At 47.1% G+C, this 13,122-nt stretch carries 12 protein-coding genes; 5 read left to right on the plus strand and 7 right to left on the minus strand.

The genetic code is table 11. The annotated features are described in order from the left end of the window. Positions 1–75 precede the first annotated feature (75 nt). Both dnaA and dnaN read left to right on the plus strand, forming a co-directional pair. Entirely contained in the window at positions 76–1,437 is a 1,362-nt protein-coding gene (gene dnaA, locus QGP82_RS13725) for a chromosomal replication initiator protein DnaA (RefSeq protein ID WP_163659124.1), read from the plus strand. Between the two features lie 613 nt (positions 1,438–2,050). Beyond that, the gene (dnaN, locus tag QGP82_RS13730; RefSeq protein ID WP_163659126.1) at positions 2,051–3,178 is read left to right on the plus strand and encodes a DNA polymerase III subunit beta; all 1,128 of its coding nucleotides are present in this window, start codon (positions 2,051–2,053) and stop codon (positions 3,176–3,178) included. A 502-nt stretch (positions 3,179–3,680) separates the two neighbouring features. On the opposite strand, the gene QGP82_RS13735 is transcribed toward dnaN, so the two are convergent. From QGP82_RS13735 to QGP82_RS13755, 5 genes are all read right to left on the minus strand, one after another. Beyond that, on the minus strand, positions 3,681–4,106 hold the full coding sequence (locus QGP82_RS13735) for a Fur family transcriptional regulator (RefSeq protein WP_163659127.1): 426 nt from the start codon (positions 4,104–4,106) through the stop codon (positions 3,681–3,683). Between the two features lie 97 nt (positions 4,107–4,203). Continuing rightward, a complete protein-coding gene (locus QGP82_RS13740) occupies positions 4,204–5,577 on the minus strand; it encodes a hypothetical protein (RefSeq protein WP_163659128.1) in 1,374 nt (457 codons plus the stop codon). Between the two features lie 59 nt (positions 5,578–5,636). After that, positions 5,637–6,203 (minus strand): hypothetical protein, encoded by a 567-nt coding sequence (locus QGP82_RS13745; protein WP_163659129.1) that lies wholly within the window; start codon positions 6,201–6,203, stop codon positions 5,637–5,639. Continuing rightward, entirely contained in the window at positions 6,169–6,591 is a 423-nt protein-coding gene (locus QGP82_RS13750) for a hypothetical protein (protein ID WP_163659130.1), read from the minus strand. Before QGP82_RS13750 ends, QGP82_RS13745 begins: the two co-directional genes overlap by 35 nt. Positions 6,592–6,716: 125 nt before the next feature. Beyond that, positions 6,717–7,640: a hypothetical protein gene (locus QGP82_RS13755; RefSeq protein WP_163659131.1), complete on the minus strand. Its 924-nt coding sequence runs from the start codon at positions 7,638–7,640 to the stop codon at positions 6,717–6,719. Positions 7,641–7,999: 359 nt separating this feature from the next. Between QGP82_RS13755 and QGP82_RS13760 the strand changes: the two genes are divergently transcribed. Beyond that, positions 8,000–8,386 (plus strand): RidA family protein, encoded by a 387-nt coding sequence (locus QGP82_RS13760; protein ID WP_163659132.1) that lies wholly within the window; start codon positions 8,000–8,002, stop codon positions 8,384–8,386. Positions 8,387–8,497: 111 nt separating this feature from the next. Beyond that, positions 8,498–10,525: an FAD-dependent oxidoreductase gene (locus QGP82_RS13765; RefSeq protein ID WP_499059669.1), complete on the plus strand. Its 2,028-nt coding sequence runs from the start codon at positions 8,498–8,500 to the stop codon at positions 10,523–10,525. A gap of 78 nt (positions 10,526–10,603) precedes the next feature. On the opposite strand, the gene QGP82_RS13770 is transcribed toward QGP82_RS13765, so the two are convergent. Then, positions 10,604–11,035, minus strand: a complete 432-nt coding sequence (locus QGP82_RS13770; RefSeq protein ID WP_163659134.1) for a DUF6918 family protein — start codon at positions 11,033–11,035, stop codon at positions 10,604–10,606. A gap of 116 nt (positions 11,036–11,151) precedes the next feature. Further along, positions 11,152–11,388 (minus strand): DUF1614 domain-containing protein, encoded by a 237-nt coding sequence (locus tag QGP82_RS13775; protein WP_499059745.1) that lies wholly within the window; start codon positions 11,386–11,388, stop codon positions 11,152–11,154. Between the two features lie 45 nt (positions 11,389–11,433). Here QGP82_RS13775 and gltX point away from each other — a divergent pair, with 45 nt between their 5' ends. Continuing rightward, positions 11,434–12,885, plus strand: coding sequence for a glutamate--tRNA ligase (gltX, locus tag QGP82_RS13780; RefSeq protein WP_499059670.1), 1,452 nt, complete (start codon positions 11,434–11,436; stop codon positions 12,883–12,885). Positions 12,886–13,122 lie beyond the last annotated feature (237 nt).

Here is a 13,122-nt window from a genome sequence, read left to right on the forward strand (position 1 = left end):
TGTTCCATTACGGAGCATTCAGAGAAAATACTGAGCTTGAGATTGCAGAGTTACTCACCGTTTGGAGGGTTAGTTGTGAACAAAGTGGATGGTCTCTGGAATGAAGTTCTCAATAAACTTCAGGACCAACTCAGTGGTCCCACGTTTGAAACGTGGATCAAACCCACACGACTTCAAACCCTAGCGGATAGTACTCTAACTATTTCCACACCGAATCCTTTTGCCCGTAATTGGGTGCAAAAGCACTACATTCAAGTCATTTCTGACGTAGCGCAAGAACTGTTGGGCCAAGACATTAACGTGGTCGTCACAGTGAGTGAACCAGTTGATGGTGATACGAATCGGACGGATAATGCTGCCGCCTGGCCTTCACCTCAAACCACAGAACGCATCACTACCAGTAAATCAAGTCCACCTGACCTCAACCCAAAAGCTGTTTTTTCCCGATTCGTTGTCGGGTCCAATAACCGCATGGCCCATGCTGCCGCCCTGGCCGTCGCCGAATCGCCTGGCCGTGAGTTTAATCCCCTATTTCTTTGTGGCGGGGTTGGTCTTGGCAAAACCCATTTAATGCAATCTATTGGTCATTACCGTCTAGATATCGATACCGCTGCTCGCATTGCCTATGTATCCACCGAGCAGTTTACGAATGACCTCATCACAGCTATTCGGCGGGACAGCATGCAACGCTTCCGTGAACAGTATCGAGAAGTCGACATCATCATGGTTGATGATATTCAGTTTATTGAAGGCAAAGAATATACCCAGGAAGAATTCTTCCATACCTTCAACACGCTTCATGAAGCAGGCAAGCAGATTGTCCTAGCATCCGATCGTCCGCCCAATAAAATCCCCAGGCTCCAGGAACGGCTATGCTCCAGATTTTCCATGGGATTGATTGCTGACATTCAACCGCCTGATTTTGAAACCAGGATGGCCATTCTACAGAAAAAGGCTGAATACGAGAGCGTGAATTTAAGCCGTGAGGTAACTGAGTATATTGCTTCTAGCTACACATCCAATATTCGTGAGCTAGAAGGTGCTCTCATTAGAGCTATTGCCTATACCTCTATCTCAGGACTGCCCATGACCATCGAGAATCTGAAGCCGGTTCTTGATGCCCCCACAGGCAAAATCGATGCGTCTCCCACATCGGTGATAGATATTATTTCCGAAGTCTTCAGTGTTTCCGTAGAAGACCTCAAAGGCAATTCTCGCCGCCGTGAAATCAGCCAAGCTCGACAGATCGCCATGTACTTAATGCGACGACATACGGATCTTAGTTTGCCCAAGATCGGCGAAGTTTTTGGTGGAAAAGACCACACTACAGTTCTTTACAGCTGCGATAAAATCGCTCAACTCATTAAAAAAGACTTGAACATGGCTCAAACGGTACGTGAGCTTAGCGATCGCATCAGCTTAAGCAATCGAGCATAGCTAGATCAAACAAATCATACAAAGTCGTCAATCTAGGGCTCAGACAAAAAAGAGGACATACGTGCTCTGCCCCAGGCATCCTGCGTAAAAGGATCAGGCAATAATAGTACAGAAACCGCACCAGGGATATGACCCTGGTGCGGTTTCTGTTGACTAGTACATTGAAAACTTTTGGCTGTGGAAAACAGTACTGACGATCTACTTAACAATCAAACCATTACGTCCGAAGGCTTTGAGAATATTAAGTTTGATACCAAAATCCAGAAATATCGCTTGTGGAAAACTCTACTTTAGCTGTGGAAAAGGTGGGGATTAACTGGGGATAATAGGACAGGCGATGGGGAAAAAGATTTAGCCTACTCAGATCTTGTGGAAAACGGCTCTGAATATCCACATTTTTTCCACAGGCCAAAAAAGATTCAATAGCCTGATAGAGAAGGGGTGTAAAGATGTTTTCCACAGTTTCCACAGGCCCTACTACTACTATTGTTTAAATTTAAAGAAAGAACTTATCTATAGAACAGAGCAAGAAAATTTGCTTAAAATAAACGCTTTCCATCGTTCTGTTGGGGTGTTACGATTGGCCAGCATTCTTGATAGACATATGTCAGCCATGAAGTTCGTGTGCTCCCAGGGGGATCTCAACACACATCTCTCAATTGTCAGCCGGGCAGTTCCTTCCAGGCCCAATAAGCCCGTATTGGCAAATATTTTGGTCAAGGTAGATGAAGATGCACAACGCATTACCCTAACGAGTTTTGATGAAACACTAGGGATCCAAACCAGCTTTTCTGCCCATGTTGAAGAGGGGGGGATGCTGACAGTTCCTGCCAAACTATTGGGAGATATTGTGGCTAAACTGCCTCCTGAAGATTTGGATTTTAGCCAATCAAATACCGAACCAGTGATTACCCTGACTTGCTCAGCTGGTGAATATCAAGTACGTGGCATGGAAGCCACTGACTATCCAAACCTTCCCTTAGTGGAAGATGGACAGGTAGCGAGTGTTTCGGCAGAATCCATTTTGGAAGGTCTACGGGGAGCTCTATTTGCTACCAGTTCTGATGAAACCAAACAAGTGCTCACAGGTGTTCATGTCGTGGCAGAACCCGAAAATTTAGAATTTGCTGCTACAGATGGCCATCGCTTAGCTGTAGTTCAGAGTGTGGATGATTCGGGCATGAACTTGGCCATTGATGTGACAGTTCCGGGCAAAGCCCTACGTGAGTTAGAACGGTTACTACAGTCTTATCAGGGAACAGAGCCAATTTCCCTAAGATTTGATCCGACTCAAGTCGTTTTTGAGTTAGGGCATCAGCGCATTACGACTCGTCTTTTAGAAGGGCAATACCCCAATTACCGCCAACTAATTCCTAAGCAGTTCGAGCGGCAGTTGACAATAGATCGAAAGCAGCTGATGTCTGCTTTAGAGCGCATCGGTGTACTAGCCGACCAACGCAATAATATTGTCAAACTTTCCATTGCTGGCTCAGCCCAAACCTTGGCTTTGTCAGTTGAGGCCCAGGAGGTGGGTAGTGGCCGAGAAGAGATGTCTGCCCAGGTGACAGGAGAGGATCTCGATATTGCCTTTAACGTGAGGTACTTACTAGAAGGCCTTCGTGCTCTACCGAGTCCTGAAGTGCAATTACAGTGCAATTCAGCCACTAGTCCAGCAATTCTGACTCCCGTTAGTGGTTTACAAATGACATACCTTGTGATGCCTGTGCAAATTCGTAGTTAAGCACATCAATAAAGTTCAAGGAAAATTTATCTAAATCCTCGCATTAGGCTTCAAGAAAGGGCAATCTGGTAATGGCCTAAAAAATTAAGCGAGGATTTAGATATGGATATCACATTAGCTGCTCTTGTTTTTGGAACAGTATTTGTCCTATTTAGCCGTGAAGTCCTGGGTGACTAGTACCCTGGGGCGTAAGTTTGCTCACTATCCAATCTGGATGAGTCGATGGGTGCATAGGTGCATGAAATTTCCGCCAAATTTTTGCCATTGGGTATACTAGCCAGAGGTAGAAATTATTTAAATCCTACAGTGAATGCTTGTGTTGCTTTGCTGATGTGATAGCAACACATAGTCCATCAAGCTTAAAGCCTAGTTTAAGTAGATATTTAGTACTCTGTCCTGGAAGTTGCTGTTCTAGCTAGAACAGAGGTTTTATCATTGCCAAACCAGTCTCTATACTTTGGTGCAATGGGTGCTCTTACAGGGGAGACTGCCTTGAAGGGCATCAGTTTGTAGTTCCAAAAAAATCAATACGATAATCGGTAATCTTCAGACCGGTACGTTGCTCAACTTCTTGAATAACGGCACGCGGTAGTTCGATATCAATATCAATTATTTTCTGAGTGTCTAGACAATTGACATGGCTATGAGAACTATTGAGATGGCCATATAGTCTGCCATCTGAGCGTTCAACACATTCAATTATGCCTTGATCAAAGAGTGCTTCTAAATTCTGGTAGACCGATGTGTGGCCAATTTTTTTGCCTCGACGGTTAAGTTCGTCATAAATTTCCCGTGCAGATAGATGCTCCTGCACATCCCAAAGCAACTCCAAAATATAGCGACGCTGACGACTGAGGCGCATACCTAATGCTTGACACCTTTCAATGGCGTCTGAGAGCGATGAAATTGGATAGGATGAGGGTTGCATGATCTTGACGCGGTCAGCCGACACCAGTCTCACTCTAGCTTGCTTTTTTTAATGTTGTCTATTTACTGATTCAAACTAACGTTTGTATGTAGAGCGATTAGCCAGCAATTTCCTCTGGATCTGATGTTGGAGCTATGGACAACCTTTGATCTTGAGAGTCATCTCCACGTTTTAAGGTGTCTTTTGCCTGAATGGCGTCAGTCTCATATGTCTTAGCTATGGGCACATCTCTGCTCTGAATTTCTCGACTCGAAGACTCCCAATCATCATGAATGCTGAATGCTAATGATGTTGAATCTGTGGGTTGAGTCACCAATAATTTCTTTTCTTGCGAGGTCTTATCTGTAGAAAAGAGGTTAGTTGAAGGTTCTGGAGCTAATGCTAATATGGGGGTCTTCAAGGTTTCTTCTGACGGGGTATTTAGATCGTCTCGCTGGGCTTGATAACTGTTGAAGGCTGTGGCAACAGCATCATGGCGACGGCGTTGATCTCTACGAATGCTGGTTAAGGTGTTGCCTAGTCCAGGAGCATTCCACCGCTGTGTATCTGGGTCTAAGTAAGAGTATGTTCTTGCCCAGACAATGGCATCGTTGTTTTTCATTCCTTTATGTCTAGCTTGGACAAGACGATCGACATAACCACCACGCTCTAAGGCCGCCCTAGGCGATTGATTTGCTAAGTCTAAACCATTAAGAACTTCCCCCAGGGTCATGGATAATTCTGCTTGATCAGCCTGGTTTGCAATGGTTTTCCCCTGTCTTTTGAGTCTTTTGAGTTGCTTCTTATCAGCTTCTTGAGGAGAACTTGCGCCGTGCTGATAGGAAAACGTTCCCATGTTCCACACACCGTTACCTGGGTCGGTGTGGCCGTAATAAGCTTGAGTGGGATTTCCGTTGGCAGTGCGTGTTCCTTCGGCGCTGCCAATAACCCGAGCGACTAATGAGTTGGAACCACCTTCATACATCCAATTGGGTAAAGCAGGCTGCTCCTGAGCTTTTGTTAAGGGTTGAGGTGGTGATGGCTCTGATGGCTCGAAGATAGATGCGTCCGGAGTAAAGTTTAAGGCAATAGCCTCCTTCTCTGATGAATCATGGGGTATGGGTGTAGATGGAATAGGGTTGGGTGAGAGTACCCGTGAGGTTGGCAAAGCGCTTGGCGGTGGTGGGGTTAATACCCGCGCAGATGCGATCACATGGCTCGGGAGCGTAGACTTTGATCTTGTAATCCGAAGCGGAGGCTGACTAGCTGTAGGTGGTATAGGCAGTGGCTTAAAAACTTTCACTGCACTGGGAGAGTCTGTCTCTGGTAAACCGGGTTGGCTGTCGGTACGTTCAGAACTGGAGGACGTCTGAGATCTTTTGGATGATGTCTCTAGGTCAAAGTTCAAACCCATGGCTTGGGCAGGACGATGACCTATGGTAGTAACCAAAAGAGAAAGGGCAAAAAGGTGGTGAAGCTTGAAGCGCAGCATAGTGATCAGGACTCCGAGGGCGGAAACACAAGGTGAGAGAGGTTGCCAGGAAACATTTGTTAGTTAACAGATTTTTTTCCTTGTAGTGTCTGAGATGATTTGACTTGATCCTGACTTGTCTCATCTTTAGTGGGAGATCTGGCAGGCTTATGTTGGGAAATGGCTCGTTCTAAAACTCCGGTAGAGGGTTCAACAATAATCCAAGTGCCATCGGGCTGACGGCGCAATGTGGCAAATTGTATGTGACTTCCTCCACCCATGGTTTGCCCGGCTTTAATGTTGCCAAATCTGGGCCTTTGCAAACCACAAAATCGAAACAGGTAAGCTGGAATTTCAGGGGTGGAATAAATTACGCACTGTTCGAATGTGCTGGGCTCCACTTTGCCTGGAAACGGTGCTCTTAAGGGTTGGCGCTTAAGCTGAATGGAAATATCGCCTAAACTGCCAACGACGAGATGGTCTGCAATCTTATCGCCGGGTTCCAGTTCCCACTGTTGTTGGATATTAATGACTCGTTTGGGGGGTGTTGCTTGGGATTGACAACTACTTAGTAATAAGCCAAAGAATAAAATCCAAACCCTGTGCTGAGACCTACTCAAAGCTGAAACGATAACCTGCATACTCATTATTTTCGTAGAGAATCACAAGGGTTGTACCAGGATCAAATGCGAGGGGATAGGCTTCTCGTTCCGCATCCACTCCAGATCGAACTCTTAGTGTGGGTAATGCACAATAGGGTTCGCTGACGACTTGTCGAACTCTCTCTTTGGCATCTCGTTCTGGGATGGTGAGGAGTTGGGCTAACTGTTCTCGAGATAGTTTGGCGTCATCACTTACTACATCATTACAATGGGCTTGTTGGCTAGCTGTACTAGCGGATGTAAAAAAGTTTTTGATGCCATTAAAATCGATCAGTAAAGCTGTGAGAATCATGGCTAGACTAGCTGCCACTAGAGGTTTGGGACCTAGACTTTGTGACCGAGGGCGATGGGGAACATTGTTGGGGTAAACCATGGGAGACCTCTTGGGAAAGAATGAAATGAGTAGGAAAGAAACTGCATGACAAAACTAACTACACTGCTTTTAGTGAAAATGTATAAAAGCTCTGATATCTGTTGTAGTGATTGTGGTTGTTGGGGTTAGGCAAAACGACCGCCGACCAGCAAACCGAGGATGATCATAAGTGTGCGATACCCTAATACTGGATCGGGGTGGGGGCTAAGAATAGCTCTGTAAAGACTGAGGGTAATGCCAGCAATGAGAATAAATGCTACTGGCGGCCATAGTGCTGGGTTAATTTGAAACAGTTGATTTAGAATCAGCCGGAAAATGGCTGCACCAATGCACCAAATTGCACTGTCTAGGAGGGTAAATTGTGAAACCCGTGTTTGTTGTCTAGAGTGTAGATAGCGGCGTGTCCATCGTTGGATAGATCCAGACAGTTGCTGATAAACACGCCTGAGGTCGCTCACAAAGCCTGTGCCATTGGTTTTGCGATAATCCTGATCGTCAAAACCATTAGAACGCCCTTGTTCTTGATGGAGCGGGTGTTTGAATAGTGACTGAGATCGCAACCTTAAGGTTTGTGCATTTGACGTAGCGTCGTGCTCAGCCTGGTGAAAATCGACCGTATGATAGATCAATTCTAAATATCCATCGGCATCACGTTGAACAGTGGGGATCTGAATGGCCTGGCATTCTGCTAAAAAGCGAGTGATGTCATCAATATCTGGCGATGTACCCGGTTGGATGTGTTGAATCAGGCTATCACCTACGGACTGTAATCGTCGCAAGGCTTGTCGTTGCTGCTGTGCCAGCTGCTCAACGGCACCAAGCGCAGCATCAAACTGCTGCAAACTAGAACCAGGAACTGGAGACGATGACAGTGTTTGACCTGAGCGTTGCCGTAGGGTCTCAATTGCCGTGGTCACCTGGGCTAAATTAGGGGAAGGCGCAGTCAATCGTGACGGGCTCCAAGGAGCTGCCATTGTTTCGGGAGGAGATGCTTTCAGGGTTTGTAGCTTCTGCCGAATCGTCTGAAGTTCCATATCTAAATCGTTCATATTGCAGAAGAGGACGAGGAACTAATAGAACATATGCCTCATCAACTAATACAAATGTATCATAAATCTCGTTTAAATGATCATATTTCAGGTTGATTTTAGGTGTGAATTTCCTGGCTATGTCTGCGATTGAGCTGGCTAACGGCTGCTTGATCCAATGTTCTATATTTCTAGGGTTTAGGGACGATTGTAGTGACCTGTATGGGGAATTCGGTGCCTCAAGTCTGCTGACATGTGGTTGCTTTTAAGCACAGCAGGGGCGGCGTGAGCGCAATTCTTTAATGAAGTAGGTTGTTTGAATACCCAATTCTCTTTCAATGAGCAAATAGATCAGCACCAACTACCGTGGCTGATCTACCATGCTTGAATTTATTACCTTGCCTGATGCACTACCTCCAGTTGCTCCTTACTCCCATGCTGTAAAGGCTGGAGATTTTCTCTTCGTGACAGGGCAGTTATCTGAAGATCCTGAGTCTGGTGAAGTCTTAAAGCTGGATGTTGAAGCGCAAACGCGGCAGGTGATGGAAAACCTGAAACGGGTGTTAACCCATGCGGGTACAAGCTTTCAAAATGTTGTGATGGTTCGAATTTTTGTCACGGACTTTCGCTACTACGAGATTGTTAATCAAGTCTATGCGTCTTACTTTGACCAGGCGCGGTTACCCAGTCGAACCACTGTGGGAATAACCGCTCTGGCCGGGTATGGCGATGTTGAAATTGATTTAATTGTTTACTGTGGTAGCTGATGTGTATCCTACTGCTTCTGTCTGTATCGGCCATGAATTCTCAATTTATTGGGTTTAGTGCTCGGATATAGTGTTGGGCGCAGTAATGTCAGTGACTAAGGAAGGACCTATATGCGAATTTCTGCTAGCTTGCTTTTAAGCTCTTTTGGTCAGCGCCTCTTCTCGGCCATTGGTCTCTTACTCCTCCTGGCTAGCCCGTTGGCAGCCCAGCCCAATCGTATTGAGCAAACTGAAAGCTGTGATGTCTTGGTGGTTGGTGGTGGCCTTGCGGGGGTGTCTACCGCCTACGAGAGTTTGCACGCTGGACGAACAGTTTGCCTGACAGAGATGACTGACTGGTTAGGGGGGCAGCTGACGTCTCAGGGGACAACGGCCTTAGATGAAGCTAGAATGCAGCGCCAACTTTTGTTTTATGCGTCAGGTTATAAAGACCTGCGGCAACGGGTACTGGATCTCTATGGTCGCCAGAATCCAGGGGACTGCTGGGTTAGTGCAGTTTGTTTTTTGCCCGCTGATGCCCACGATATTTTGGTGGATATGCTGAATGAGGCAGCCCGTGAGGGGGATGGAACCCTGAAGTGGTTTCCTTCAACAGTGGTGAAGGAGTTGGATATTGATGGCTCCATGATTGAAAGTGCGATCGCAATCCAACACAGCCCAGCACCGGGTACACCTCCCCTCAATACCGAGCCGTTATCTGCCTTCTACGAAGATGTCTATCGCTACGAAGATTCAGAGCGTTTAAGCAAAAACATTATTCGCTTTCAGCCTACTGGCAATGAAGGACCTGCTAATTGGTACGTGGTTGAGGCCACCGAAACGGGCGAATTGATTGCACTGTCGGGGGTGCCCTATCGGTTAGGCCTAGATCCAAAGTCCTATCTCAACCCGTCTTCGCCCACCTTGACGGGCGATGCCTACTGCACCCAGGGGTTTACCTATACGTTCGCAATGGAGCGGACTGAAGAGGCCCAAGTGCAGGAACGACCAGAGTATTACGACATTTACGCTCCATATTTCAGCTTTGAACGCGAGCGCGACAACACCAACTACATTGATTTTGTCTTTACTTATCGGCGGCTATGGGCACCGGGCAACCGACCCGAGCGCCGTATTTTTGGAGTTAGTGATATTAAGCCCGGCGATATCTCCATGCAAAATTGGACCTGGGGCAATGACTACCGACCAGGTACATTCGTAGACAACCTGATCTATTCCCATGAGCAGCTGGAAGCTACAGGCCAGCTAGAACCTGGCGGTTGGCTAGGTGGGTTGCGTGTAGATACTCTGCGCCGGGGTGAAGAAAATGCCTTCAGCTATTACCACTGGTTGATTGGTGGATTGTCAGATTCTCAGCTGGGCTATGGCATTAAAAGTGTGGATCTTCGTCATCGATTTCTCACCGGTTTTGATGCCCCTATGAATACAGCCCACGGCTTATCCAAGCATCCCTATATCCGCGAGGGTCGTCGAATTATAGGACGACCTGCTTATGGTCATCCGGAGGGATTCATGATCAATGAGATTGACATTTCCCGTGTGGACTATAGCGATGAGTATTACCAGACTCAGTTACCCGATGGTATGTATCTACAATTGCGCCGGGCATTGGCTGGTTTAGAAACCGCTGCCGCTATCGGAGAGAATAAGGCTGCAACAGATATCCCTCGCCGCACCCGTTCCACTATCTTTCCAGATTCATTGGGCATTGCTCAGTATGCCATCGACTTTCATCCTTGTATGGAGTTAGCACCGCCTGAGCTGCCAGGCAATACTGAACGGGCTGGTGTACGGCGAGCCCATGGGCAGAGTTATCCTGGTCAGATTCCCCTGCGGGCGCTGATTCCCCAGGAGATCGACAACATGCTGGTTGCGGGGAAGAGTATTGCCACCAGTACGATTGCTGCTGCCGCCTATCGTGTTCATTCGTTTGAGTGGTCGGTGGGCATCGCTGCTGGTGCAACCATTGACTATGCGCTGGAGAATCAACTGTTGCCCTATAGCTTGGTGGATGATTTACCTCGATTTGAGCCTGAGCTTTTGGAGCTACAGCAACGGTTGCAAGAACGTGGCAATCCTACCGCTTTTCCTGATACGTCTATCTTCAACCTTGATTGGGAAGACTGGCGAGTTTGGTAATACCAAATCCTATTTATTAGGACAAAGGGGCAGGCATAAGGTGCTGCCCCTACGCAGGGATGGGATTTTGAGTCCGTGTTAAGCGGCGTGGCTGTAGATGATTTGCGCCAGGTCAGGAACGGCAGCTTCTACGTCATTCTTAACGGATTTACGTAGTTTTTTATACGTTCCGCTAACGACGCCATTGCTGGTGTTTTGAATACGGGCATCGGTCACACTTAAGATGCTGTCAGCGGTGCGATCGCTATTTTCACTGAGGTATTTGACTGGGTCACCCGCTGCTGCACCTTCTTGCCAAATAGGTTCAAGGGCTTTGCATGCATCGGGGAGTAGTCGATTAATGGCACCAGGGATGTAACCTGCGCCAACTCCTTTGATCACACCGTAGGCAGTTTTCATGGCCATGCCAGTGAGGCCACCTTTAGCAGCTACTTGCTTATCAATTAATTTAGCGCAGTCATCGGCGATGCTTGCTCGTATAGCTGCATCTTGAATCTTTTCACTCAGCATAAAGCTTGGCCCTAAATATCAATATAAATCGGTCTAATTCTTAGAGAATTATTGACACTATCATTGTTCCAACTTGGTGTTCTTTCTCAGACAACTTTGCGGGATCTTTAAGCAGTCTAAGTGAGTAGTCGTGCAAATAAACCATATAGTGCAATGACATCAAAGACCCCTGCTCCGCCAATGCTGAGATCACCAAGGGACAGGCATTCCATATCCCTTAGGTGTAATAGCTCTGCACGCACCAGTGTGCCCAAAATACCACCTCTAAAAGTAATGCTAGGAGGAGCTACAGCACCCAATAACCAGGCACAGATCACTGCTGTAAACGGTGCAACCTCTACAGGCTGCCATATAGTACGCTGATAGACCTAGCTGTTTCGTTTTTGGCACTATCAACCATGTCTGTTCGCGTTCGGATTGCTCCGAGTCCCACTGGCAATCTCCACATTGGGACAGCCAGAACCGCAGTTTTTAACTGGCTTTTTGCTCGTGCCCAGGGCGGTACGTTTATTCTGCGAGTAGAAGACACCGATCTAGAGCGTTCTAAGCCTGAGTACACCCAGAACATTATGGATGGCTTGCAATGGCTAGGTCTGACCTGGGATGAGGAGCCCGTGTATCAAACCCAGCGCATGGGTCTCTATCAGCCAAAAATTCAGGAGTTGCTAGATCAAGGACTGGCCTATCGTGCTTACGAAACTCCCGAAGAACTGAATGAGATGCGCGAGCGGCAAAAAGCCCGTAGTGAAGCACCCCGTTATAACAATCAGCATCGCGATCTCACCCCTGAGCAAATTGCTGCTTTTGAAGCAGAGGGACGTCAGGCGGTGATTCGTTTCAAAATTGATGACGACCGCGACATTACCTGGAACGACATGGTGCGTGGTCCAGTCAATTGGAAAGGTCGTGATTTGGGGGGCGACATGGTGATTGCTCGCGCCTCCTCAAGTACAGAAATTGGTCAGCCCCTTTATAACTTTGTAGTGGTGGTCGATGATGCCGATATGGGCATTACCCACGTCATTCGTGGTGAAGATCATGTGGGCAATACTCCGAAGCAAATCTTGCTATACGAGGCCATGGGGATGCCTGTGCCCCAGTTTGCCCACACACCGCTGATTTTGAATGAAAAGGGTGCCAAGCTGTCCAAGCGTGATGGAGTCACCTCTATTTCTGACTTTCAGACGATGGGCTTTACTGCTGCAGCGCTGGCCAACTATATGACGTTACTGGGTTGGTCTGCCCCTGATGCCCAAGAGCTATTCACCTTAGATGAGGCTGCAAAGCTGTTTAGCTTTGACCGGGTCAATAAGGCTGGCGCTAAATTTGACTGGGATAAGCTGGACTGGATCAATAGCCAGTACCTGCATCAGAAATCCCCAGAGAGTTTGTTAGCACTGATGACTCCTTATCTAAAAGATGCGGGGTATGAATTTGATACAGAGGCTGATCAAGACTGGTTGCTCAAGTTAGCTGCCTTAGCAGGGCCGAGTCTGACTCGCTTAAAAGATTGTGTTGACCTGAGCCGCTTTTTCTTTATGCCGACCATGGAGTTCTCTGAGGCAGCGGTAGCGCAGCTTAAAAAAGATGGTGTGGCGGATGCAATGCAGGCTGTTTTAGATACCCTTAAAGCCCATGCAGGCCTAAATGAGGTGGGTGATGCCAAAGGTCTGATTAATCAGGTGACTAAGGCATTGGGGGTGAAAAAAGGTCTGATTATGAGATCCCTGAGAGCAGCCCTAATGGGGGATATGCAAGGACCAGACCTAGTGGAGTCCTGGGTGATTTTGCACCAGCGTGGTTTTGATCAGGGGCGTCTGGAACGTGCGATCGCAATAGCTACTAGTTAATGGTTTTAGACCGACTAAACAGCTAGCTTGTGATCACCCGGTAACATAGTGACTACGTAACGGATTGCCCGTATCTGAGAAATTACGTTACATTTAGTAAACAATGTAGTTAATTAAACCTAATCGACTTAAGAAAATGCCATTGGCAGGCTTTTAGTCAACTCACAGGTTTTTATAGCTTGCTTTAGAACTTGCTTTTCAATCTGCTTAGGCAGTTAGGACTGTTAATCAAAACGA

Source organism: Leptothoe sp. LEGE 181152 (assembly GCF_032906605.1).
Taxonomy (GTDB): domain Bacteria; phylum Cyanobacteriota; class Cyanobacteriia; order Phormidesmidales; family Phormidesmidaceae; genus Leptothoe; species Leptothoe turfae.